Source organism: Streptomyces sp. NPDC059875 (assembly GCF_042731085.1).
In the GTDB taxonomy this organism is placed as follows: Bacteria; Actinomycetota; Actinomycetes; order Streptomycetales; family Streptomycetaceae; genus Streptomyces.
Genome location: NZ_JBHWJZ010000018.1, coordinates 69,170 through 92,059, shown reverse-complemented (window position 1 = coordinate 92,059; position 22,890 = coordinate 69,170). Strand labels below are relative to the sequence as shown.

General features: G+C 71.0%; 22 protein-coding genes. 9 read left to right on the top strand and 13 right to left on the bottom strand.

All coding sequences use genetic code 11. The annotated features are described in order from the left end of the window. Positions 1-2 precede the first annotated feature (2 nt). The 5 genes from afsQ1 (at position 3) to ACFV9D_RS22465 (ending at position 3,775) form a co-directional block, all read left to right on the top strand. Positions 3-680: a two-component system response regulator AfsQ1 gene (afsQ1, locus tag ACFV9D_RS22485; RefSeq protein ID WP_175439295.1), complete on the top strand. Its 678-nt coding sequence runs from the start codon at positions 3-5 to the stop codon at positions 678-680. Beyond that, positions 677-2,161: an ATP-binding protein gene (locus ACFV9D_RS22480; protein WP_385148899.1), complete on the top strand. Its 1,485-nt coding sequence runs from the start codon at positions 677-679 to the stop codon at positions 2,159-2,161. The genes afsQ1 and ACFV9D_RS22480 overlap by 4 nt, the downstream gene beginning before the upstream one ends. Continuing rightward, entirely contained in the window at positions 2,158-2,808 is a 651-nt protein-coding gene (locus tag ACFV9D_RS22475; protein WP_385148896.1) for a hypothetical protein, read from the top strand. Before ACFV9D_RS22480 ends, ACFV9D_RS22475 begins: the two co-directional genes overlap by 4 nt. Positions 2,809-2,899: 91 nt before the next feature. Continuing rightward, positions 2,900-3,481, top strand: a complete 582-nt coding sequence (locus ACFV9D_RS22470) for a VanZ family protein (protein WP_385148893.1) — start codon at positions 2,900-2,902, stop codon at positions 3,479-3,481. Positions 3,482-3,574: 93 nt separating this feature from the next. Further along, the gene (locus tag ACFV9D_RS22465) at positions 3,575-3,775 is read left to right on the top strand and encodes a PspC domain-containing protein (protein ID WP_385148890.1); all 201 of its coding nucleotides are present in this window, start codon (positions 3,575-3,577) and stop codon (positions 3,773-3,775) included. A gap of 84 nt (positions 3,776-3,859) precedes the next feature. On the opposite strand, the gene ACFV9D_RS22460 is transcribed toward ACFV9D_RS22465, so the two are convergent. Beyond that, entirely contained in the window at positions 3,860-4,228 is a 369-nt protein-coding gene (locus tag ACFV9D_RS22460) for a hypothetical protein (protein ID WP_385148887.1), read from the bottom strand. A 197-nt stretch (positions 4,229-4,425) separates the two neighbouring features. Continuing rightward, positions 4,426-5,580 (bottom strand): adenosine deaminase, encoded by a 1,155-nt coding sequence (locus ACFV9D_RS22455; protein WP_385148885.1) that lies wholly within the window; start codon positions 5,578-5,580, stop codon positions 4,426-4,428. Between the two features lie 115 nt (positions 5,581-5,695). Between ACFV9D_RS22455 and ACFV9D_RS22450 the strand changes: the two genes are divergently transcribed. Continuing rightward, positions 5,696-6,472, top strand: coding sequence for an alpha/beta hydrolase (locus ACFV9D_RS22450; protein WP_385148883.1), 777 nt, complete (start codon positions 5,696-5,698; stop codon positions 6,470-6,472). Positions 6,473-6,923: 451 nt separating this feature from the next. On the opposite strand, the gene ACFV9D_RS22445 is transcribed toward ACFV9D_RS22450, so the two are convergent. After that, complete coding sequence (locus tag ACFV9D_RS22445; RefSeq protein WP_385148880.1) at positions 6,924-7,877, bottom strand: LysR family transcriptional regulator; 954 nt, start codon at positions 7,875-7,877, stop codon at positions 6,924-6,926. Positions 7,878-7,939: 62 nt separating this feature from the next. Between ACFV9D_RS22445 and ACFV9D_RS22440 the strand changes: the two genes are divergently transcribed. From ACFV9D_RS22440 to ACFV9D_RS22430, 3 genes are all read left to right on the top strand, one after another. Further along, complete coding sequence (locus ACFV9D_RS22440; RefSeq protein WP_385148877.1) at positions 7,940-9,205, top strand: MFS transporter; 1,266 nt, start codon at positions 7,940-7,942, stop codon at positions 9,203-9,205. Between the two features lie 137 nt (positions 9,206-9,342). Continuing rightward, positions 9,343-9,990 carry a L,D-transpeptidase family protein gene (locus ACFV9D_RS22435; RefSeq protein WP_385149105.1) on the top strand — a complete coding sequence of 216 codons (648 nt, stop codon included), beginning with the start codon at positions 9,343-9,345 and terminating at the stop codon, positions 9,988-9,990. 81 nt (positions 9,991-10,071) lie between these two features. Beyond that, positions 10,072-11,046 carry a sigma-70 family RNA polymerase sigma factor gene (locus tag ACFV9D_RS22430; RefSeq protein WP_385148874.1) on the top strand — a complete coding sequence of 325 codons (975 nt, stop codon included), beginning with the start codon at positions 10,072-10,074 and terminating at the stop codon, positions 11,044-11,046. A gap of 64 nt (positions 11,047-11,110) precedes the next feature. On the opposite strand, the gene ACFV9D_RS22425 is transcribed toward ACFV9D_RS22430, so the two are convergent. The 10 genes from ACFV9D_RS22425 to ACFV9D_RS22380 all read right to left on the bottom strand — a co-directional run bounded on the left by ACFV9D_RS22425 (position 11,111) and on the right by ACFV9D_RS22380 (position 22,861). Next, positions 11,111-13,171, bottom strand: coding sequence for a hypothetical protein (locus ACFV9D_RS22425; RefSeq protein ID WP_385148871.1), 2,061 nt, complete (start codon positions 13,169-13,171; stop codon positions 11,111-11,113). 108 nt (positions 13,172-13,279) lie between these two features. Beyond that, positions 13,280-13,570 (bottom strand): STAS domain-containing protein, encoded by a 291-nt coding sequence (locus ACFV9D_RS22420; RefSeq protein WP_385148868.1) that lies wholly within the window; start codon positions 13,568-13,570, stop codon positions 13,280-13,282. A gap of 77 nt (positions 13,571-13,647) precedes the next feature. Next, positions 13,648-14,232: a Uma2 family endonuclease gene (locus tag ACFV9D_RS22415; RefSeq protein WP_385148866.1), complete on the bottom strand. Its 585-nt coding sequence runs from the start codon at positions 14,230-14,232 to the stop codon at positions 13,648-13,650. A gap of 117 nt (positions 14,233-14,349) precedes the next feature. Next, on the bottom strand, positions 14,350-15,627 hold the full coding sequence (locus tag ACFV9D_RS22410; protein ID WP_385148863.1) for a thymidine phosphorylase: 1,278 nt from the start codon (positions 15,625-15,627) through the stop codon (positions 14,350-14,352). 81 nt (positions 15,628-15,708) lie between these two features. Beyond that, a complete protein-coding gene (locus ACFV9D_RS22405; RefSeq protein ID WP_385148861.1) occupies positions 15,709-16,113 on the bottom strand; it encodes a cytidine deaminase in 405 nt (134 codons plus the stop codon). Further along, the gene (locus ACFV9D_RS22400; protein WP_385148858.1) at positions 16,110-17,399 is read right to left on the bottom strand and encodes an ABC transporter permease; all 1,290 of its coding nucleotides are present in this window, start codon (positions 17,397-17,399) and stop codon (positions 16,110-16,112) included. Before ACFV9D_RS22400 ends, ACFV9D_RS22405 begins: the two co-directional genes overlap by 4 nt. Beyond that, positions 17,396-18,508 carry an ABC transporter permease gene (locus ACFV9D_RS22395; protein WP_385148856.1) on the bottom strand — a complete coding sequence of 371 codons (1,113 nt, stop codon included), beginning with the start codon at positions 18,506-18,508 and terminating at the stop codon, positions 17,396-17,398. Before ACFV9D_RS22395 ends, ACFV9D_RS22400 begins: the two co-directional genes overlap by 4 nt. Next, entirely contained in the window at positions 18,505-20,097 is a 1,593-nt protein-coding gene (locus tag ACFV9D_RS22390; RefSeq protein WP_385149102.1) for an ABC transporter ATP-binding protein, read from the bottom strand. The genes ACFV9D_RS22395 and ACFV9D_RS22390 overlap by 4 nt, the downstream gene beginning before the upstream one ends. Before the next feature lie 196 nt (positions 20,098-20,293). After that, entirely contained in the window at positions 20,294-21,331 is a 1,038-nt protein-coding gene (locus tag ACFV9D_RS22385; RefSeq protein ID WP_385148853.1) for a BMP family protein, read from the bottom strand. Between the two features lie 309 nt (positions 21,332-21,640). Next, positions 21,641-22,861: a M20 family metallopeptidase gene (locus ACFV9D_RS22380; protein WP_385148850.1), complete on the bottom strand. Its 1,221-nt coding sequence runs from the start codon at positions 22,859-22,861 to the stop codon at positions 21,641-21,643. Between the last annotated feature and the right edge of the window lie 29 nt (positions 22,862-22,890).

The following is a 22,890-nucleotide window of genomic DNA, read 5'->3' as shown; positions in this document are numbered from 1 at the left end:
CCGTGCCTTTCCTGTTGCTGATCGAGGACGACGACGCCATCCGCACGGCCCTCGAGCTCTCCCTGTCACGCCAGGGCCACCGAGTGGCCACCGCGGCGACGGGCGAGGACGGCCTGAAACTGCTCCGCGAGCAGCGCCCGGACCTGGTCGTCCTGGACGTCATGCTGCCCGGGATCGACGGCTTCGAGGTGTGCCGGCGCATCCGGCGCACCGACCAACTGCCGATCATCCTGCTGACCGCGCGAAGCGACGACATCGACGTGGTGGTCGGCCTGGAGTCCGGGGCCGACGACTACGTCGTCAAGCCGGTCCAGGGCCGGGTCCTCGACGCCCGCATCCGGGCCGTACTGCGGCGCGGCGAGCGGGAGTCCACCGACTCGGCGACGTTCGGTTCGCTGGTCATCGACCGTTCGGCGATGACGGTGACGAAGAACGGGGAGGACCTGCAGCTCACGCCGACCGAGCTGCGGCTGCTCCTGGAGCTGAGCCGGCGGCCCGGCCAGGCCCTGTCGCGCCAGCAGTTGCTGCGCCTGGTGTGGGAGCACGACTACCTGGGCGACTCGCGTCTGGTCGACGCCTGCGTCCAGCGGCTGCGCGCCAAGGTGGAGGACGTACCGTCCTCGCCGACCCTGATCCGCACCGTGCGCGGCGTCGGCTACCGGCTGGACGTCCCTGCGTGAGACGAGGGATTTTCGCAGGACTGCGCTTCACCAGTCTGCGGCTGAGGCTGGTCGTCGTCTTCGCCCTGGTCGCGCTCACGGCCGCCGTGTCCGCCTCCGGGATCGCGTACTGGCTGAACCGCGAGGCGGTCCTCACCCGCACCCAGGACGGTGCGCTGAACGACTTCCGGCAGGAGATGCAGAACCGGGCCGCGACGCTGCCGCTGCACCCCACCGAGGAGGACCTGCGGCGCACGGCCGAGCAGATGGCGAGCGGCAGCGCCGGCTACAGCGTGCTGCTGCTCGGGGAGCGGGCGGCGGGCAAGCCGATCATCGGGGCCTCGAACCCGGACACGTTCACGCTGGCCGACGTACCGGCCTCGCTGCAGGTCGCGGTGGACACCGAGCGGGCGGTCACGGAGGGCAACGCCCATCCCTACCACCTGTTCTGGCAGCGCACGCAGCGCGGCCAGACGCCGTACCTGGTCGGCGGGACGAAGATCGACGGCGGCGGGCCCACCGGCTACATGTTCAAGTCGCTGGAGGCCGAGCGGGCGGATCTGAACTCGCTCGCCTGGTCCCTGGGGATCGCGACCGCGCTCGCGCTGGTCGGCTCCGCGCTGCTCGCGCAGGCCGCCGCCACGACCGTCCTGCGGCCGGTGCACCGGCTCGGCGAGGCGGCCCGGCAGCTGGGCGAGGGGAAGCTCGACACCCGGCTGCGGGTCTCCGGCACGGACGAACTGGCCGATCTGTCCCGGACGTTCAACAGCGCCGCGGAGTCCTTGCAGAAGAAGGTCGACGACATGAGCGCGCGGGAGGAGTCCAGCCGCCGCTTCGTCGCGGACATGTCCCACGAGCTGCGCACCCCGCTGACCGCGCTGACGGCCGTCACCGAGGTCCTGGAGGACGAGCAGGACTCCCTGGACCCGATGATCGCGCCGGCCGTGGCGCTCGTGGTCAGCGAGACGCGGCGACTGAACGACCTGGTGGAGAACCTGATGGAGGTGACCCGCTTCGACGCGGGCACCGCGCGGCTCGTCCTCGACGACGTCGACGTGGCCGACCAGGTCACCGCGTGCATCGACGCCCGGGCCTGGCTGGACGCCGTGGAGCTGGACGCCGAGCGCGGGACCATGGCCCGGCTCGATCCGCGCCGGCTCGACGTCATCCTGGCGAACCTCATCGGCAACGCGCTCAAGCACGGCGGATCGCCGGTGCGGGTGGCGATCCGTACGGAGGGCCCCGAGCTGGTGATCGAGGTACGGGACCACGGTCCGGGCATCCCGGAGGAGGTCCTGCCGCACGTCTTCGACCGGTTCTACAAGGCGAGCGCGTCCCGGCCCCGCTCGGACGGCAGTGGTCTGGGGCTGTCGATCGCCATGGAGAACGCGCTGATCCACGGCGGTTCGATCACCGCCGCGAACTCGCCGGACGGCGACGGCGCGGTGTTCGTGCTGCGCCTTCCGCGGGACAGCGAGCAGCGCGAAGTGGAGGAGAGTTGAGACGGCTTCGCGGTACCGGAGTCCGTACGGGAGTACGCACCGGAGCCCGTACGGGAGTGCTGGCCGCCGCCCTGGTGGTGACCGCCCTCGCCTCCGGATGCGGGATCCGGACGACGTCGGTGCCCGTGGACGCGGGTCCGGCCCCTTCCCGGGTGCCGTGCAGTGTGTCGGGCGACGAGGTCGCCACGCAGACCACGGGGATGCCGGTGCGGGTGTTCCTGGTGTGTGCTTCGCAGCTGGAGGCGGTGGACCGCAGGTCGCCGCTGCCCGAACAGAAGGTCGGCGGGAACCCGGTCCTGATCGCTTCGACGCTGCTCACGCAGTTGCAGAGCGAGCCGTCGGACAGCGAGCGGGAGGCCGGGTTCTCCACGGCCGTGAAGGGGCCGCTGGTCGTCACCGGCGGCCACAAGGGCGATCCCGCGGACACGCTGCGCCTCAGCAGGCAGCCGGAGGACATGACGCCGACGGCCCTCGCGCAGATCGTCTGCACCTTCGCGCGGAGCTCGGCCGGCGCGGGCGGAGACACGGTGGTGCTCGGCGGTCCCGGCGGCTATCCGCCACACCGCTACCGGTGCACGGACGAGCTGCGGGAACGCCCCGGCTCGGCGGCTCCGACGGTGGCCGCGCCGGAGCCGTCGGCGTCCTGAGCCGGCCGCCGTGCGGGCGCTCGGCCCTCCTGAGCCGAGCCACCGTGCGCGCGGCGGAACCGATTCCGGCACGGGGCGCGTCTTGGGGGGCGTGCAGCGTCAAGGTTCGGGCGGCAGTGCCGCCGTGGTCGTCCGCGTGGCGGGGTTCGTCCTCCTCCTCGCGCATCTGCTCCTCGTCGCCTGGGTGACGCTCCGCCCACGCGACGTGGCCTGGGTGACGGCACCGAACCTGACCCCACTGGCCGGGATCAAGGCGGATCTGGTGCTCGGCCCGGCCGAGGCCCTCCGGCGGATCGGCGAGGGGCTGCTGCTCCTGGCCCCGCTCGGTGTCCTGCTCCCGATGGCCGACGGCCGGCTCCACGTGTCGCCGTGGGCGTCCCTGGCCCGTACCGTCGCCGCCGGGGCACTGGTGTCCCTCGCCGTCGAGCTGCTGCAGACCGCCGTGCCCGGACAGGTCGTGGACGTGGACTCACTGCTTCTGAACACCGCCGGGGTGGCGCTGGCCCATCTGCTGGTGGTGCCGGCGGGCCGGGCGCGGCTGCGCCGCAGGAGGGACGCGCGGGCGGGCCGGTCCTCCTCGGGGACCAGGCGGGGCCGGGGTTCGGCCCTGCTGCGGGACGAGGGGTCTCAGGGGCCGACCCCGACGATTCCCAGGGTCGGGATCGCCCCGTAGACCGACGCTTTGTCCCCCGGTCCGGGGCGAGCATGGAGTCATCAGGGAGCCCGACGGAGCGGCTCCCGGAGATGCCTCTCGAAGGAGCCCACCATGGCCGCACTTGCCCGCCCCCGTGACGGACGCATGATCGGCGGAGTGTGCGCAGCGCTGGCACGGCGCTTCGGCACCTCGGCCACCACCATGCGGGTCATCTTCCTCGTCTCGTGCCTGCTGCCCGGTCCGCAGTTCCTGCTGTACCTGGCGCTGTGGCTGCTGCTCCCGCAGGAGAAGTCGGCGAGCACGGCCTGGTAGGGGCACGGGCACAGGACGTACGTACGCCGATGGGGCGCTCACCCGGGTCCGGGTGGGCGCCCCATCGGCGTACGGGGGCGGTGATCAGCCGATCGGCAGACCGTTCAGCGGCAGACCGTTCAGCGGCAGACCGCCGAGGAGGCCGCCGACCGGGGTGTTGCCGAGGGCGCCGGTCGCGCTGTCGAGCGGGGCGTGCTCCAGGGCCTCACCGGCGGCGGCCGGCACGGCCTTGGCACCCTGGTCGACGGCCGCCTGGCCGCCCAGGAGGGAGTCGGCGGCGCCGGCGGGGAGCTCGGTGAGGCCGTCGCCCAGCGGCACGGTCGAGGTGACCAGGCCGAGCGCGTCCGGGGCGGCGGGCAGCGCCGGGGCGGCGGTGGCCGTGCCGGCGGCGGCAGCGGCGAAAGCGGCACCGAGAGCGGCGACACCGAGCGTCTTGGCGGCAGACTGCTTCATCAGAAAATCATCCTTGAGGATCTTGGGGATGGTGGAGCTTCGGGGAAAGCAGGGAATGCGCGACATGCGGGGCGGGAATGCAAAGCAGCTTTGCAAGCTAGCCATCGCATGACACTGGAGCAAACACCGAAATGCGGCCGGAGGTCACGCCTCCGACCGCCCCGACTCCTCATCCGGAGTCCATCCTCGGTCCGACCTCACTCCGCCTGGGCGGAAGAACCGCTGGTCGCGGCGGTCTGCTGGAACAGCCATTCGGACTTCAGCTCGGCATATCCGGGCTTGATCACGTCGTTGATCATCGCGAGGCGCTCATCGAAAGGAATGAACGCTGATTTCATCGCATTGACGGTGAACCACGCCATGTCGTCGAGCGTGTATCCGAATGCCTCGACCAGGAGCTCGAATTCCCGGCTCATACTGGTCCCGCTCATGAGCCGATTGTCGGTGTTGACGGTCGCCCGGAAGTGCAGCTTGCGGAGCAGACCGATGGGGTGCTCCGCGATGGAGGCCGCCGCGCCGGTCTGGAGGTTGGAGGTCGGGCACATCTCCAGGGGGATGCGCTTGTCCCGTACGTACGCGGCGAGCCGGCCGAGCGCCACCGAACCGTCCTCGGCGACCTCGATGTCGTCGATGATGCGGACGCCGTGGCCGAGCCGGTCCGCGCCGCACCACTGCAGGGCCTGCCAGATGGACGGCAGGCCGAAGGCCTCGCCGGCGTGGATCGTGAAGTGGTTGTTCTCCCGCTTGAGGTACTCGAAGGCGTCGAGGTGGCGGGTGGGCGGGTAACCGGCCTCGGCGCCCGCGATGTCGAAGCCGACGACGCCGGAGTCCCGGTAACGGTTGGCGAGTTCGGCGATCTCCAGGGCGCGGGCGGCGTGCCGCATGGCGGTCAGCAGCGCGCCGACGCGGATGCGGTGACCGCTCGCCCTGGCCTGCCGCTCACCCTCGCGGAAGCCCTCGTTGACGGCCTCGACGACCTCCTCGAGGGTGAGCCCGGCCTCCAGGTGCTGCTCGGGGGCGTAGCGCACCTCGGCGTAGACGACGCCGTCCTCGGCGAGGTCGACCGCGCACTCGGCGGCGACCCGGACGAGGGCCTCGCGGGTCTGCATGACGGCGCAGGTGTGCGCGAAGGTCTCCAGATAGCGCTCCAGCGAGCCGGAGTCGGCGGCCTCGCGGAACCAGATGCCGAGCTTGTCGGGCTCGGTCTCGGGAAGGTTGTCGTAGCCCTGCTGGAGGGCGAGGTCGATGATCGTGCCGGGGCGCAGTCCGCCGTCGAGGTGGTCGTGGAGGAGCACCTTCGGGGCGCGGCGGATCTGGTCCGCGGTGGGGACGTTGGGGATCTGGCTCGTCATTTGCGCACTCTAGCCCCTACGCGCGTAGAGCGCCCCTCCTCAACTCGCTTGTCGATACGTAACAGTGACCGCGCGTACGGATGGCGTACACCTCGGCTTCTGAGACTGTTCTGCCATGGCGCACTCCGCACTCGTAGGGACTGCCGGCAGCCGGACACCCCGGCTCGGACGGCCCGTCGGCGCATCGCACCCCGGTACGGCGGTGGGCGGTGTGGTCCTGCTCCTCCCGGACGGGGAGGTGGCCTCCGCGCGGGGCGCCTCGGTCCGGGCGCACGCGGCGTTGCTGCCGCTGGGCCGACGGCTGGCCGCGGCGGGGCGCGGGGACGGGCTGGTGGTGCACGTGGTGCGCTACCGGGGGCGCGGCTGGAACGGCACGGACGCCCAGTTGGCCGCGGACGCGTCGTGGGCGGTGGCGGAGGCGGTACGGCGCTACGGCGACGTCCCGGTCTGCCTGGTGGGCCACGGGATGGGCGCGCGGGCCGCGCTGCGGGCGGCCGGGCACACGGCGGTGGACGCGGTGCTCGCGCTGGCCCCGTGGCTGCCGGAGGACGACGTGGCGGCGGAGCCGGAGCCGGTACGCCAGTTGGTGGGGCGCCGGGTGCTGATCGTGCACGGCACGAACGACGCGCGGACGGATCCGGAGCTGTCGTACCGGCTCGCGGAACGCGCGAAGAAGTCGAACCGCGACACGTGCCGCTTCGAGGTGCACTCGGACGGCCACGCGCTGCGTCAGTACCACGACGAAATCCGGGCCCTGGCCTCGGACTTCGTCCTGGGCTCGCTCTTCACCCACGCGTACGCCCGCCCGGTCGCGGACGCGCTGGCGGCTCCGCCGCCGCTGGGTTTGAGAATGCCGCTCGCGGCGGGCTTCGGCCGCGCGCTGCGGCGGTAGGGGGCGGGATCCCCCACCCCGCCCCTTCCCGAAACTCTGACGAGACCAGGGGCTCCGCCCCCGAACCCCCGCCGCGCGGCCGCTTCGCGCCGCCAGGGCGATCGCGGGCAGGCGGGGGCTCCGCCCCCTGACACCCGCCGGGCGCCGGCTTCGCGCCGCGAGCAGGCGGGCGGGGCCTCCCGGGCCCCCGAGCGCGGCGACTCGCCCCGCGAGGCAGCCAGCCAGCCCCGGGGGGCCGGGAGCTCCGCCCCCGAACCCGTGACGTGCGGCCGCTTCGCGCCGCCAGGGCGATCGCGGGCAGGCGGGGGCTCCGCCCCCTGACACCCGCCGGGCGCCGGCTTCGCGCCGCGAGCAGGGGGGCGGCGCCCGGGCCCCCGAGCGCGGCCACTCGCCCCGCGAGGCAGCCGGCCGGCCCGGGGGGCTGCGTTCCTGGCCCCCGGGGACGGAGCCGTCACTCCGGCAGGAGGCTGCCGCGTTTGCTCAGGAGGAACTTCTTGAAGGCCGCCACCGGGGGTGTGTCCGGGTGGCCGTCGAGCCAGGCGACGCCGATTTCGCGGACCGCGCGGGGGGCCGTGACCGTGAGTTCGACGACGCCGGGGCGGGCGACCGCCGGCGGGGGGAGCAGGGCGACGCCCAGGCCCGCCGCGACCAGGCCGCGCAGGGTCTCCGCCTCCTCGCCCTCGAAGGCGACGCGCGGCTTGAACCCGGCCTCGGCGCACAGGTCGTCGGTGATGCGGCGGAGCCCGTAGCCCGGCTCCAGGGTCACGAAGGTCTCCTCCGCGGCCTCCGCGAGCCGTACCCGCTTGCGGGAGGCGAGCCGATGGTCGTCGGGGACCACCAGACGCAGGCGCTGCTCGTCGATGCGGCGCGCCACCAGGTCCGGCGCGTCCGGCACCGGGGACGTCAGGCACAGGTCCAGGTCCCCGGCCCGCAGCCGCTCGATCATCGCCTCGCCGTAGTTCTGGACGAGGGTGAAGCGGACCCGGGGGTGGTCCACCCGGAAGGCCCTGATCAACCCCGGCACCGTCTCCGAGCCCATCGTGTGCAGGAATCCGAACGCGACCCGGCCCGCGGTGGGGTCGGCGTCCGCGCGTACGGAGTCCGCGGCCCGCTCGACCTCCGCCAGGGCACGCTCGGCGGAGGTGAGGAAGCGGCGGCCCGCCGGGGTGAGCGAGACCGTACGGCCCTTGCGGGCGAAGAGGGCCACGCCCAGGTCCTGTTCGAGCCGGACCATCGCCCGCGAGAGGGTGGACTGGGGGACGCCCATCTCCGCCGCCGCCCTGGTCACATGCTCGTGCCGCGCCACCGCCGCGAAGTACGCGAGCCGTGGCGCGAGCAGCAGTCCCATGTCTTCTTCGTTACTGTTCGGTGACAGCCGCGCCCGTGACCTGTACTCATGCACCATGGGAACGATTACAGCAGTTCCGTGCATTGGACGCATGAAACGGATCGTCCTACGTTCGAGGCATGCCTTCCGCCAGTACCAAGGCGGCCGCCACCAGCACGGCCGCCGCCGACACCCGTCTGACCCCCGGTGCCCCCGGCTACCGCCGCATGAGCTTCGCTCTCTTCGCCGCCGGGCTCGCCGCCTTCGCGCTCCTCTACTCCACCCAGGCCCTCCTCCCCGCGATCTCGGCGGAGTTCGGCGCCACCGCCTCCGCGGCCTCCTGGACGGTCTCCGCCGCGACCGGCGCCCTCGCCCTCCTCGTCCTCCCGCTGAGCGCCCTCTCCGAGCGCTTCGGACGGCGCACGATGATGACCGCCTCGCTCGCCGTCGCGGTCGTCGTCGGACTCCTCGTCCCCTTCGCCCCGAGCCTGGAGTGGCTGGTCGCCCTGCGCGCCGTCCAGGGCGCGGCGCTCGCGGGCCTGCCCGCCTCCGCCATGGCGTTCCTGGCCGAGGAGGTACGGCCGAAGGCGCTGATCGCCGCGATCGGCCTGTTCGTCGCGGGCAACTCGATCGGCGGCATGAGCGGCCGGATCGTCACCGGCTGGGCGTCCCAGCTGTGGGGCTGGCGCGCCGGTCTCCTCGCGGTCGGTCTGATGGCGGTGGCCTGCGCGGTCGTCTTCCGTCTCCTCCTCCCGAAGGCCCGTCACTTCACCCCCGGTTCGCTGAACCCGAAGGCACTGGCGACGACGGTCCGCACCCACCTCGCCGACCCGCTGCTGATGCGCCTGTACGCGATCGGCGCGCTGTTCATGACGGTGTTCGGCGCGGTGTACACGGTGATCGGCTACCGCCTGGTCGAGGCCCCGTTCTCCCTCCCGCAGGGCGTGATCGGCTCGATCTTCCTGGTCTACCTCGTCGGCACGGTCTCCTCGGCCGCGGCCGGGAAGCTGGTCGGCCGGCTCGGCCGGCGCGGGGCGCTCTACCTGGCCGTCGGCACGACGGCCGCCGGCCTGTTGCTCTCGCTCGCCGACACGGTCGCCGCCGTGCTGCTCGGTCTGGTCCTGATCACGGCCGGCTTCTTCGCCGGGCACGCGGTCGCCTCCTCCTCGGTGAGCCGTACCGCGAAGACCGGCCGCGCGCAGGCATCGGCGCTCTACCAGTCCGCGTACTACCTCGGCAGCAGCGCGGGCGGCACGCTCGGCGCGATCGCCTTCCACTCGGGCGGCTGGGCGGGGACGGTCCTGCTGGGCCTCGTCGCGGTCCTCGGCGTCGTGTCGATCACGCTGTACGGCAGCCACAGCGCCCGGGTCGAGGCGCGACGGATCCACCTCCGTACGGCGCACTGAATCCGTACCGGATCCGCTCGCGGATCCGTACAACCGGAACACTCCCCCGGTCGTCCTAAGTCATAGGACTCAAGGGGGAGTTGGTGATCATGAACGGAATACGGAAGCGGGCCGGGATCGTCCTCGGCATCACCTCGATGGTGGTGCCGCTGACGGTCGCCCTCGGCGCGGGGACGGCGCAGGCCGCGTCGTGCAACGTGACGACGGGGCCGTACCAGAAGCAGGTGGAGAAGTTCCTCGGGCGGACCGTCGACGGGCGGCAGTCGCTCGCCGACTGCAAGGCCATCCAGTCGTTCCAGCGCACGCACGGCATCACCCCGACCATGGGGTACGCCGGTCCGCTGACCTGGCGGACGATGAGCACGATGCTGGCGCAGAAGGCGGCCGGCAGGAACCCCAACCAGGCCGGCAAGTGCCCGACGAACAAGGGTCGGATCGCCTGTGTCGACCTGACGCGGCAGCTGACCTGGATCCAGGACGGCTCCCGGCTGAAGTACGGCCCGGTGCCGGTCCGTACGGGCAAGGACGGGACGGAGACCCGTACCGGCGCCAAGAAGATCTACTGGCGGAACATCAACCACTGGTCGACGATCTACCACGTGTCCATGCCGTACTCGCAGTTCTTCGACGGCGGGCAGGCCTTCCACTCCACCACCAAGTCCATGTGGAACCCCCCGGGTTCGGGCGGCTGCGTCAACATGCGTCCGGCCGACGCCAAGGCCTACTGGAACCTGCTCAGGAACGGTGACGACGTGTACGTCTACGGGCGGAAGCCCGGAACCTGACCCCGGCTGTCAGTGGGCTGCGGTAGCTTCCCCTCATCGGCACAGCACCGGTGTCGGTGAGGGGCGAGTGGGGTGGACCGCATGAGTGACCTGGCGACCGAGGACCGGGATTCCCAGCTGGAGAAGTACCGCACAGAGCTGACCGGTTACTGCTACCGGATGCTCGGTTCCTCCTTCGAAGCCGAGGACGCCGTGCAGGACACGATGGTCCGTGCCTGGCGGTCCTTCGACTCCTTCGAGGGACGCTCGTCGCTGCGCTCCTGGCTGTACCGCATCGCGACCAACGTCTGCCTCGACTCCCTCAACGCGGGGAACAGGCGGGCCAGGCCGATGGATCTGACCGCCGCCACGCCGGTCGCGCAGGCGCAGCTGAACGCCCGGCCGGAGATCACCTGGCTGGAGCCGGTGCCGGACGGGCGGGTGCTGCCGTCGGTGGCCGACCCGGCGGACACGGCGGTGTCCCGCGAGACCGTGCGGCTCGCGTTCGTCGCCGCACTGCAGCATCTGCCGCCCAAGCAGCGGGCCGTGCTGATCCTGCGCGAGGTGCTGGCCTGGAAGGCGAGCGAGGTCGCCGAGCTGCTCGACACCACGGTCGCCTCGGTGAACAGCGCGCTCCAGCGGGCGCGCGCCACGATCGCCGAGAACGAGCCGACGGTCTCGGACGCGGCGGACCCGCTGGACGAGGAGCAGAAGGATCTTCTGGAGCGCTATGTCGCCGCCTTCGAGGGGTACGACATGAAGGCGCTGACGGCGCTCCTGCACGAGGACGCGACGATGTCCATGCCGCCGTACGACCTGTGGCTGCGGGGGCACGACGACATCGTGGGCTGGATGCTCGGGGTCGGCGACGTCTGCCGCGGCTCGAAGCTGGTGCCGACGGTGGCGAACGGCTCGCCGGCGTTCGCGCACTACCACCCGGACCCGGAGGGCGGTTTCAGCCCGTGGGCGCTGATCGTCCTGGAGCTGCGGGACGGCAAGGTCGGCGGGATGGACTTCTTCCTGGACACCAAGCGGTGGTTCCCGCTGTTCGATCTGCCGGAGCGGCTCGCGGGGTAGGCGCTTCCGTTCCCGGGGGACGTACGAGGGGCGGGGCCGTCGGTGACGGCCCCGCCCGTTCGGTTCAGGAGGGGTACGGACCGGTCACCTGCGGGCAGGACGGGTCCAGCCGCAGCTTGGCGAGGTCGCGCCCGACCAGACCCCAGGCCTCCCAGGTGCCCGGGACGAAGGCGAGCTGGGGGTTGGTGTACCACTCGTCGTCAAGGGCGGTGGCGAGACGCTGAGCCTGCGTCAGGCCGGGGCCCAGCAGGTGGACGTCGCCGTTGAAGAAGGTCGAGGCGAACACCTTGTCGTTGTGCACCTGCACCTCACCGTAGCCGGGGAGGTCGCCCTGGTGGACGATCTGGCGCGTGGCCAGGTTCATGGCGAACCAGCGCTTGGTGGTCGTCGGGGTGCGCTTGTAGACGCCGTACAGGACGCCGTTGTGGACCGTGATGTCCTGGAGGGTGTCGTAGCCGTCCGCCGTCATGGGGTCCATCTCCCACAGGAGCTTCCCCTTCTTGCCGTCCGGGGCGACGTGGTCGACGTCGTAGGCCGCGACACTGGCGGCGGTGTTCCACGACGTGGAAGGGGCGCCGCCACCGCCGCGGACGTCACCGCCCACGTAGACGGTCCTGCCGTCGGGGTCCAGGCTGAGGCTCATCAGGCTCTCGTTGGCGATGACGGGGTACGACTCGGGCTGGTCCCCCGGCGCCGTCGCGGACGGCTCGGGGAACGTGAAGACGGTCAGCGCGCCCTGCAGTCCGGTGCCGAGCGGTGCGGTGGCCACGAAGAACCGGTCTCGGACGGCGTCGTACTCCATGTCCCACGGCCGCTGCTGACCGCTGGGCAGCTGGGCGACGACACTGACCGCGTACTCCCCCGTCGCCGGATCGATCGTCGCCGGGTCGATCGCGATGATGCGGCCGCTGGGGTACAGCGCCGAGTAGATCTTCCCGTTGCGCTCCACCAGCGCCTTCGCCTCACCGGGGATCTCGATGAAGCGCTTGGAGCCGTCGGTCTCGTGGACGTTCACGATGAAGTGACCGCCGACCCAGACCTTGCCGTCGGAGGCACGCACGATGGACTGCGGGCGCTCCGCGCCTTCGCTGAGACCGGCGTCCTTGAGCTTGGTGTACTCCGACTGTCCGGTGGTGATGTCCAGCTGCCACACCTTGCCGAAGCCGGCGAACCCGGTGAGCGTGGTGCCGTTCAGGGAGAGGCCGCGGGTCTCGTCCTGCGGCACCGGGGTGCCCAGGTACTTCGGGGCCGTGTAACCCGTCTTGTACTCGTAGATCCTGCCGTCCGGACGGGTCGACAGGTAGACGGTGTAGTCGGGGGCCAGGCCCATCGCGTCACCCGTCTCCGTACCCAGGGAGACCGTCTTGAGGTCGGTGCCGTCGGTCTTCACGTCGTACAGCGTGCTGCCGCTGGTGCCGCGCACGCGCGTGCGGCCGACGGAGACGGTGGTGAAGCCGGTGCCGCCCTGGGCCAGGGTGCGGACGGCGCCGCTGGACCGGTTGATGGCGACCATCTTCTTGGTGTCGAGCAGGCCGGCGTAGACGTCGGTGCCGTCGACGGCGAGGGAGCGCACGTAGCGCTCGCCCGTGGCGAGCACCCCGAAGTCCCGGACCGCGCCGGTCGCCGGCTTGTACTCGTACACCCTGCCGGTGTCATAGGTGCCCGCGTAGATCGTCCCGTCCGGGGCGGCGGCGAGGCTCCAGATGAAGTCGCCGCTTCCTCCGAAGGTCTTCAGGTGCTGGACCTGGTGGGTGGCGAGGTCGTAGCTGTAGAGGGCGGCCTCGACGTACGTGCCGATGTACAGCTTGCCGCCGGACGCCACGAGGCCGTAGCCGCCCTCGATCACGCCCGCACCGGGGCCGTCCGGGATGACGGTCTCGCGGACGACCTGCTTCTGTGCGAGGTCGTACTCGGCGAGGACCACGGGCTTGCGGCCCCGGCTCACGACGTATGCCCGGCCCTCGTGCACGATTGATCCGGTGACCGCCCAGGTCGACGAGGCGATGCCGCGGGTCTCTGCGCCGGGGACGGTGCAGTCGGCCGTCACCGCCGCGCTCGCGGGCGACGTGGGCCACAGGACCGACAGCAGGGCAGCGAGGAGGGGCAGCAGCCGACGGCGTGTCATGGGGGACCTCCGGGGGGTGTCCGTATCGGGTACGGACGGACGACGACAGCCCCCGTGATCGCACCCTTGTTCAATCGGCGCTCATGAGATCACGTCGCATACAGCTGATCAACGTCGGCCCTGGCGACCGTCGATCACCGCGTCGAGGCCCATGAACGCGAGCAGGGCCCGCAGTTCGGGACCCGCGCCCCGGAACCGCAGCCGGTGGCCGTGCCGGAAGGCGGCGAGCCGGATCCGGGCGAGGGCGTCGACGGCGGCGAGGTCGGCGTGCGCCAGTCCGCCGGCGTCGCAGATCACGTCGGTGGGCACGGCCCCTTCGAGCAGGGCGCAGAGCCGCGCCACCTCCTCGGGGGTGGCCCGGGCGGCGAGGGTCAGTACGAGCGGTCGACTGGTGTCCACACCAGGAAGACCCGCACCACGGCCGGAACTCATCGGAGACACCGGCGTGACGACGATCGTGGTGCCGGGCCGGCCGCCTACACCGGGAACGTGCGCGTGTCGATCGTGAGGTCGAAGGGGGCGGGGAGGTGGATCTCCATCCCGAACGGGACCGCGCTCAGGACCCGGTAGACCTCGCCCTTCGGCTCCCCGTAGAGGGTCACAGTGGGGCCGCCGGGGGCGAAGGAGTCGATCAGCAGGTACAGGGGTACGCCCGCCTGGGCATATCCGGCCGCCTTCATGATGCGGTCGTGGCTCGCGTTCGACTTCGACGTGACCTCCACGACCAGCTCCGCGCCCGCGGCCGGGACGAAGTTGCCCGGTTCACTGAGCATGCCCTCCGGCACGACTGCCAGATCCGGAATGTAGAGGCTATCCCGCGAGGGAATCGCAGTCCCCAGGGTCTGGTAAATCCCCCAGTCCTCCGGGATCACGCTGTAGAGGCGGCGCTGGACCTTCTCGGCGATCCGGTTGTGGGTGTTGGACGGCGGCGGTGACACGGTGATGATCCCCTCGATGATCTCCACCTTGCAGCCCTCGGGTGCGTCCGTCTCCTCCCAGATTCGGACGAGGTCGTCCCACTCTCGGCCATGGGCCGTGTGGTCGACGGTGAGTGCGCTCATGGCGGTCTCCTCTATCGGTGCGTCACCGATCCCAGCATGCCGAACGGGACCGGCGGAGGTCCACCGGTCCCGTTCACCCGAAAGGGCCACTGGCACATGCCAATGGCGATCAAACGATCAGGCGATGCGGTCCAGGACGATCGGGTTCGGGGTGAACGCCGTGCCCTCGACCGCGATGTCCCAGGCGCCGGCCAGGGACTTCAGGGCGTAGTCGAACTTCTCCGGGGTGTCCGTGTGCAGGGTCAGCAGGGGCTGGCCCGCCGTGACCTTGTCGCCCGGCTTGGCGTGGAGTTCGACGCCCGCGCCGGCCTGGACCGGGTCCTCCTTGCGGGCGCGGCCGGCGCCGAGGCGCCAGGCGGCGATGCCGATGTCGTAGGCGTCGAGGCGGGTGAGGACACCGGAGGTCGGGGCGGTGACGACCTGGTGCTCGCGGGCGACCGGGAGGGTCGCGTCGGGGTCGCCGCCCTGGGCCTGGATCATGCGGCGCCAGACGTCCATCGCCGAGCCGTCCGCCAGCGCCTTCGCCGGGTCCGCGTCCTTGATCCCGGCCGCGTCGAGCATCTCGCGGGCCAGCGCGATCGTCAGCTCGACGACGTCCGCCGGGCCGCCGCCCGCCAGGACCTCGACCGACTCGCGGACCTCGAGGGCGTTGCCGGCCGTCAGGCCGAGCGGGGTCGACATGTCGGTGAGGAGGGCGACCGTCTTGACGCCGCTGTCGGTGCCGAGGCCGACCATCGTGGAGGCCAGTTCACGGGCGTCCTCGATCGTCTTCATGAACGCGCCGGAGCCGACCTTCACGTCCAGGACCAGCGAGCCCGTGCCCTCGGCGATCTTCTTCGACATGATCGAGGAGGCGATCAGCGGGATCGCCTCGACCGTGCCGGTGACGTCGCGCAGCGCGTAGAGCTTCTTGTCCGCCGGCGCCAGGCCGTCGCCCGCCGCGCAGATCACCGCGCCGGTCGTGTCGAGGACGTGCAGCATCTCCTCGTTGGAGAGCAGCGCGCGCCACCCCGGGATCGACTCCAGCTTGTCGAGCGTGCCGCCCGTGTGGCCGAGGCCCCGGCCCGACAGCTGAGGCACGGCCGCGCCGCAGGCGGCGACCAGCGGGGCGAGCGGGAGGGTGATCTTGTCGCCCACGCCGCCGGTGGAGTGCTTGTCGGAGGTGGGGCGGGACAGCGAGGAGAAGTCCATGCGCTCGCCGCTCGCGATCATCGCGGCGGTCCAGCGGGCGATCTCGCCGCGGTTCATGCCGTTGAGCAGGATGGCCATGGCCAGGGCGGACATCTGCTCGTCGGCGACCTCGCCGCGGGTGTAGGCGTCGATGACCCAGTCGATCTGCTCGGGGCTCAGCTCGCCCTTGTCCCGCTTGGTGCGGATGACGGAGATGACGTCCATGGTGGTGCCTCTTTCTACGCGCATAGAGGGGGAAAGGGAGAGCGGCCCTTCCCATCGTGCCGGAAGGGCCGCTCCGAGGTGTTACTTGGCGAGGTGGTCCGGGCCGAAAGCCTGCGGAAGCATCTCGTCCAGCGTCAGCCGACCGGCCGGGGTCTCCAGGACGAGCGCGGGGCCGCCGAACTCGTACAGCAGCTGCCGGCAGCGCCCGCACGGGACCAGCGTCTCGCCCTTGCCGTCCACGCACACGAAGTGCGTCAGCCGGCCGCCGCCGGTCGCCTGGAGCTGCGAGACGAGCCCGCACTCGGCGCACAGGCTGAGGCCGTACGAGGCGTTCTCGACGTTGCAGCCGGTGATCGTCCGCCCGTCGTCGACGAGGGCCGCCACGCCGACCGGGTAGCCCGAGTACGGGGCGTACGCGCGGGACATCGCGTCCCGCGCCGCCTCGCGCAGGGCCTCCCAGTCGGCCTCGGACACGGGCGTGGTCACTTGCCCTCGCCCTTGCGGTACCGCATGCCGTCCGCCTTGGGCATCCGCAGGCGCTGCGCGGAGAGCGACAGCACCAGCAGCGTGACCACGTACGGCGTGGCGCTGACGAACTCGACCGGGACGGTCTCCGTACCCAGGTACCAGATCAGCACGCCGACACCGATGACGGTCGCGACCGAGGAGGTGATCCAGCGCTTCTTGTACGCCTTCCAGGCCGCGATCGCGACGAGGACCGCGAACAGCAGCAGGAGCAGCGCGTGCACGGACTCGCCGCCGCTGCGCAGCTGGAGCGCGTCGGCGAAGCCGAACAGGCCCGCGCCCATGGCGAGGCCGCCCGGACGCCAGTTGCCGAAGATCATCGCCGCGAGGCCGATGTAACCACGGCCACCGGTCTGGCCCTCGTTGTAGATGTGCGAGGTGACCAGCGACAGGAACGCGCCGCCGAGACCGGCGAGACCGCCGGAGACGATCACGGCGATGTACTTGTACTTGTACACGTTGACGCCGAGGGACTCCGCGGCGATCGGGTTCTCACCGCAGGAGCGCAGTCGCAGACCGAACGCCGTCTTCCACAGCACGAAGAACGTGCCGATCACCAGCAGCACGGCGAGGATCGTGACCAGCGAGAGGTTGGTGACCAGGCCGCCGAGGATGCCGGCGATGTCCGAGATCAGGAACCAGTGGTGCTTCTCGATGTCGGCCAGCCAGTCGGACAGCCCCGGGATCGTGACCGAGGTGATCTCATCGGCCGGCGGGGACTGCTTGGGGCTGCCGCCCTTGGCCGCCGCCTCGCCGGAGTTGAACCACAGCTTGGCGAAGTAGGTCGTGATGCCGACCGCCAGGATGTTGATCGCGATACCGGAGATGATGTGGTCGACACCGAAGGTGACGGTGGCGACGGCGTGGAGCAGACCGCCGAACATGCCGCCCACGACACCGGCGAGGATGCCGATCCAGGGGCTGGTCTGCCAGCCGGCCCAGGCACCGAAGAAGGTGCCGAGGATCATCATGCCTTCGAGGCCGATGTTGACCACGCCCGCGCGCTCGGCCCACAGACCGCCGAGACCGGCGAGGCCGATCGGCACGGCGAGCGAGAGCGCGGCGCTGATCTGGCCGGCCGAGGTGAGGTCCTGCGCCCCGGTGATGGCCCGGACGGCGGAGAGGGCGAGGAGCCCGCCCGCGACGATCAGCAGGATCCAGGGGAGGGAGAGGCGGGTGCGGCCGCCCTTGCCGCCGGCCGCCTTCGGCGCGGCGGGCGGCGGGGTGGAAGTCGCCGTGGCGGTCACGCCGACACCTCCGTTGTGTCGTTGGAACGGGCCTGGGCCGCGAGCTTCTCGCCGACCTGACGCTGCTGGCGCTTGACGCCGTAGCGGCGGACGACCTCGTAGGCGATGACGACGCAGAGGACGATGACGCCCTGCATGACGCCGACGATCTCCCTGTCGTAGTCCTCGAACTCCAGCTGCTGGCCGCCGCGCTCCAGGAACGCCCAGAGGATCGCGGCGAGCGCGATGCCGATCGGGTGGTTGCGGCCGAGCAGGGCGATGGCGATGCCGGTGAAGCCGATGCCGACGGGGAAGTCGCCGCCGAACTCGTACGAGTCGTTGAGCAGCGTCGGCATACCGATCAGACCGGCCATGGCGCCGGAGATCAGCATGGACGTGACGACCATCTTCTTGACGTTGACACCGCTGGCCGCGGCGGCCGTGTCGGACTGGCCGACGGTGCGCAGGTCGAAGCCGAAGCGGGTGCGGGAGAGCGTGAACCAGTACGCGATGCCCGCGATGACCGCGACCACGACGAAGCCGTAGATCGGGGTCGGCGTGGTCGGGAACTCGAAGAAGTGCGAGGACTCCGGCAGCGGGGTCGTGGCGACCTTGGTGCCGGCCGCGTCCAGGTGGCCGAGGCGGCCGGGCTGGAGGAGGTAGCCGATGATCGCGGTCGCGATGAAGTTCAGCATGATCGTCGAGACGACCTCGCTGACACCCCGGGTGGTCTTGAGGACACCGGCGATGCCCGCCCACATGGCGCCGACGATCATCGCGGTGATGATGATCAGCGGGATCTGGACGATGCCCGGCAGGGTCAGCGCGCCACCGACGGCGGCGGCGAAGAAGGCCGCGAGACGGTACTGGCCGTCGACACCGATGTTGAACAGGTTCATGCGGAAGCCGATGGCCACCGCGATGCCCGCCAGGTAGTACGTCGTCGCCTTGTTGATGATGTAGACCTGGCTGTCCGACTTGATGCCGTAGTCGAACATGATGCCGAAGGCGCTGAACGGCTCCTTGCCGGTGGCCGCGAGCACCAGGGCGGTGATCAGGAAGGCGGCGACGATCGCGAGCAGCGGGGCCGCGATGCCGAGGAGCAGCCGCTCCTTGTCGAACTTCTTCATCGGGCCTCGTCCTCCGGGCCGTCGGTGCCCTCAGGGCTCTCAGGGTGCTCAAGGTGGCCGGCGGCGGCGCCGGTCATGGCCGAGCCCAGCTCCTCCGGGGTGATGGTCGCCGGGTCGGCGTCCGCGACGAGCCGGCCGCGGTACATGACGCGCAGGGTGTCGGAGAGGCCGATCAGCTCGTCCAGGTCGGCGGAGATCAGCAGGACCGCCAGGCCCTCGCGGCGCGCCGCGCGGATCTGGTCCCAGATCTGCGCCTGCGCGCCGACGTCCACGCCCCGGGTGGGGTGCGCGGCGATCAGCAGCTTGGGGTCGTGGCTCATCTCGCGGCCGACGATCAGCTTCTGCTGGTTGCCGCCGGAGAGGGAGGCCGCGGTGACGTCGATGCCGGGGGTGCGGACGTCGTACTCGCGGACGATCCGCTCGGTGTCCTTGCGGGCGGCCTTGAGGTCGAGGACGGCGCCCTTGGAGTTGGGCTTCTCGGTGACGTGGCCGAGGATGCGGTTCTCCCAGAGGGGCGCCTCCAGGAGCAGACCGTGCCGGTGGCGGTCCTCGGGGATGCAGCCGATGCCGTCCTCGCGCCGCTTGCGCGTCGGAGCGGCGGAGATGTCCGCGCCGTCGAGGGTCACGACACCCCGGTCGGCGTTGCGCATGCCCATGATCGTGTCGACGAGCTCGGACTGGCCGTTGCCCTCGACGCCGGCGATGCCGAGCACCTCGCCCTTGTGGATGGTGAAGGTGATGCCGCCGAGGACCGCGCGGACCACGCCGTCGGGGTCGACGGCGCTCAGCGACAGGTCCTGGACCGTCAGCATCGGCACGTCCGTGACCGTCGACTCGCGGGTCTCCGGCGAGGGCAGTTCGGCGCCGACCATCAGCTCGGCGAGCTGCTTGGTGGTGGTGTGCTTCGGGTCGGCGGTGCCGACCGTGGTGCCGCGCCGGATGACGGTGATCTCGTCGGCGACCGACAGGACCTCGCCCAGCTTGTGCGAGATGAAGATGACCGTGAGGCCCTCGGCCTTGAGCTCGCGCAGGTTGTCGAAGAGCGCGTCGACCTCCTGCGGGACGAGCACGGCGGTCGGCTCGTCGAGGATCAGGGTGCGGGCGCCGCGGTAGAGGACCTTGAGGATCTCCACGCGCTGACGGTCGGCCACACCGAGGTCCTCCATGAGGGCGTTCGGGCGGACGCCGAGGCCGTACGCGTCGGAGATCTCCTTGATCTTGGCGCGGGCCTTGTCGCCGATGCCGTAGAGCTTCTCGGAGCCGAGGACGACGTTCTCGAGGACGGTGAGGTTGTCCGCGAGCATGAAGTGCTGGTGCACCATGCCGACACCGCGGGCGATGGCGTCTCCGGGGTTGTGGAAGGTCACCAGCTCGCCGTCGACCGTGATGGTGCCCTCGTCCGGCTTCTGCATGCCGTAGAGGATCTTCATCAGGGTCGACTTGCCCGCGCCGTTCTCGCCCACGAGGGCGTGCACGGTGCCGCGGCGCACGGTGATGTCGATGTCGTGGTTGGCCACGACTCCCGGGAAACGCTTGGTGATGCCGCGGAGTTCTACGGCGTTGGGACTGCTGGGGCTGGAGGCTTTGATGACGCACTCTCCTAGGCAGGGAGCGTGAGGAGGGGAAGAGGCCGGTGCGCAGGCGCTGTCGGTGGCGAAAAATACCCTGTACGGCGCACGCTACGCGCGTAGCTTTTGGAAAATCGTTCAACTGCCCGCGGGCAGACGTGTGAAGGGGGCCCGGAGTGTCGGCCGAAGCCACTCTCCGGGCCCCCTCCGACGTGCGTCAGAGGGTCGTGTTGACCTTGATCTGACCGTCGATGATCTTCTTCTTGGCCTCGTCGATCTTGGCCTGGATGTCGGCGAGGTGGCCACCGGTGGTGGTCAGGGAGACACCGTTCTCGGCCAGCGAGTAGACGTGCGTGCCGGTCATCGGCTTGCCGTCCTTGACGGACTTGATGAGCTCGAAGACACCGGTGTCGACGTTCTTGACCATCGAGGTCATGATCGAGCCGGCGTACTTGGACAGGGCCGGGTCCTTGGCCTGGTCCGAGTCGACACCGATCGCCCAGGTGCCCGGCTTGGCGGCGACGGCTTCGATGGCACCGGCACCCGAGCCGCCCGCGGCGGCGTAGATGACGTCGATGCCCTTGTCGAGCATGCCCTTGGCGGCGGCCTTGCCCTTGTCCGGGGCACCGAAGCCGGAGAAGTCCGTGCCGGTGGACAGGTACTGGATCGTCACCGAGGCGTCCGGCTTGGTGTCCTTGACGCCCTGCTGGAAGCCGGCGGCGAACTTCTTGATCAGCGGAGTGTCGACACCACCGATGAAGCCGATCTTGCCGTCCTTGGACTTCAGCGCGGCCGCGACACCGGCGAGGTACGAGCCCTGCTCCTCGGTGAAGACGATCGAGTCGACGTTCTTCGCCTCGGAGACCGAGTCGACGAGGCCGAAGGTGGTCTTCGGGAACTTGGCCGCGACCTTGTCGATCGCGTCCTTGTAGGCGAAGCCGACACCGATGACGGGGTTGAAGCCGCCCTCGGCGAGGGACGTGAGGCGCTGCTCGCGGTCGGCCGGGGTCTCACCGGTCTTGGCGGTGAGCTCCTTGGTCTCGACACCGAGGTCGGCCTTGGCCTTGTCGAGGCCACGGGCGGCGGAGTCGTTGAACGAGTTGTCGCCACGGCCGCCGACGTCGTAGGCCATACCGACCTTGATGGTGCCCGAGTCGGAACCGGACTCGGTGGACGACTCACCACAAGCGGTGGCGGTGAGAGCGAGGGCCGCGGTCACGACGGACGCGGAAACGATCTTGGATACCCGGCGCAAGAGGAGGGTCCCTTCGAGACTGACCGAAAGCGCCTCTTCCGGCGCTGGTTTCGCGTGGATCGTAACGCGCGTAGATGTCAGTTAAAGACCCGTTCATGAGTCGTTATCGGATCGTCGCGAACCGGCCAGGCGGACGACGTAGGGCGTCCGACCCGGCACGGCCGGTTATACACCGTGGTACCGCGGTACGGGCCGGGCCCGCGCGACGGCGCGCGGGCCGCTGGACCGAACGGATGAGGCGGGTTGACCGAACGGACGAGGCCTGTTTTCGACTGGTCGGCGCTTCTGCGCGGCCTCGAATCCGGCGTGTCAGCCCTTCGGTGCGGCGTCGATCAGGGCCGCTGCGGTGAAGAGCTCGACGCCCACCTGGATGGACCGCTCGTCCACGTCGAAGTCACCCGCGTGCAGGTCCCGGCGAGTCGTGTCGCCCGGGGTACGGGTGCCGAGGCGTGCCATGGCGCCCGGGACGTGCTCCAGGTACCAGGAGAAGTCCTCGCCGCCGAGGCTCTGCTCGGTGTCCTCGATCGCGAACGGTCCGCGGCGGGCGGTCATGGCGTCGCGGAGCAGTTCGGTGATGACCGGGTCGTTGACGACCGGGGGGACGCCGCGGACGTAGTTGATGGTCGACTTGGCGCGGTGGAGGGTGGCGATCTCGTCGATCGCCGCGTGCACCAGGTCGGGGGCGTCGCGCCAGCTGGGCAGGTCGAGGCAGCGGACGGTGCCGGAGAGCTCGGCGTGCTGCGGGATGACGTTGCAGGCGTGGCCGGCCTCGATGCGGCCCCAGGTGACCGCGAGGCCGGAGCGGGCGTCCACGCGGCGGGCGAGCACGGCCGGGACGTCGGTGGCGATCCGGGCGGCGGCGGTGACCAGGTCGGTGGTGAGGTGCGGACGGGCCGTGTGGCCGCCGGGGCCGTCGAGGGTCACCTCGAGCCGGTCGCAGGCGGAAGTGATGGGGCCGGGGCGCAGCCCGATCCGGCCGGCGTCCACCTTCGGGTCGCAGTGGACCGCGATGATCCGGCCGACCCCGTCCAGGACCCCGGACTCGATGGCGTCGGCGGCGCCGCCGGGCAGTACCTCCTCGGCGGGCTGGAAGATCAGCCGTACGGCGTTGGGCAGCAGCCCCTGCCGGTCGAGCTCGGCGAGGACGAGCCCGGCGCCCAGAACAGTGGTCGTGTGGACGTCATGGCCACATGCGTGCGCGCGATTGGGCACGGTGGAGCGGTACGAGACGGTCTTGACGTCCGGGATGGGCAGCGCGTCGATGTCGGCGCGGATCGCCAGCATGGGCCGTCCGCGGTCCCAGGTGCCGATGTCACACACGAGGCCCGTGCCCGTCGCCAGTACCTGCGGCGCCAGTCCGGCGGCCTCCAGGCGGGCCTTGAGGGCCGCGGTGGTGCGGAACTCCTGGTTGCCGAGCTCGGGGTGCATGTGCAAGTCGCGGCGGAAGGCGATCAGTTCGGCGCGCAGCGACGCGGACAGCGTTCCGGGCAGGGCGACGGAGCCGGGCTCACGGGACTTCAACTGGTTCACCTTTTGAAGGGTAGGCCCCTTCAGAGATC

Excerpts from the sequence above, each read along its gene's own strand:
- ACFV9D_RS22440 (WP_385148877.1), top strand. The coding sequence starts at position 7,940 with ATGCCTTCCGCCAGTACCAAGGCGGCCGCCACCAGCACGGCCGCCGCC.
- ACFV9D_RS22455 (WP_385148885.1), bottom strand. The coding sequence starts at position 5,580 with ATGACGAGCCAGATCCCCAACGTCCCCACCGCGGACCAGATCCGCCGC.
- ACFV9D_RS22465 (WP_385148890.1), top strand. The coding sequence starts at position 3,575 with ATGGCCGCACTTGCCCGCCCCCGTGACGGACGCATGATCGGCGGAGTG.
- ACFV9D_RS22410 (WP_385148863.1), bottom strand. The coding sequence starts at position 15,627 with ATGGACGTCATCTCCGTCATCCGCACCAAGCGGGACAAGGGCGAGCTG.
- ACFV9D_RS22425 (WP_385148871.1), bottom strand. The coding sequence starts at position 13,171 with ATGACACGCCGTCGGCTGCTGCCCCTCCTCGCTGCCCTGCTGTCGGTC.
- ACFV9D_RS22445 (WP_385148880.1), bottom strand. The coding sequence starts at position 7,877 with ATGGTGCATGAGTACAGGTCACGGGCGCGGCTGTCACCGAACAGTAAC.
- ACFV9D_RS22430 (WP_385148874.1), top strand. The coding sequence starts at position 10,072 with ATGAGTGACCTGGCGACCGAGGACCGGGATTCCCAGCTGGAGAAGTAC.
- ACFV9D_RS22460 (WP_385148887.1), bottom strand. The coding sequence starts at position 4,228 with ATGAAGCAGTCTGCCGCCAAGACGCTCGGTGTCGCCGCTCTCGGTGCC.
- ACFV9D_RS22415 (WP_385148866.1), bottom strand. The coding sequence starts at position 14,232 with ATGAGCGCACTCACCGTCGACCACACGGCCCATGGCCGAGAGTGGGAC.
- ACFV9D_RS22395 (WP_385148856.1), bottom strand. The coding sequence starts at position 18,508 with ATGAAGAAGTTCGACAAGGAGCGGCTGCTCCTCGGCATCGCGGCCCCG.
- ACFV9D_RS22435 (WP_385149105.1), top strand. The coding sequence starts at position 9,343 with ATGGTGGTGCCGCTGACGGTCGCCCTCGGCGCGGGGACGGCGCAGGCC.
- ACFV9D_RS22450 (WP_385148883.1), top strand. The coding sequence starts at position 5,696 with ATGGCGCACTCCGCACTCGTAGGGACTGCCGGCAGCCGGACACCCCGG.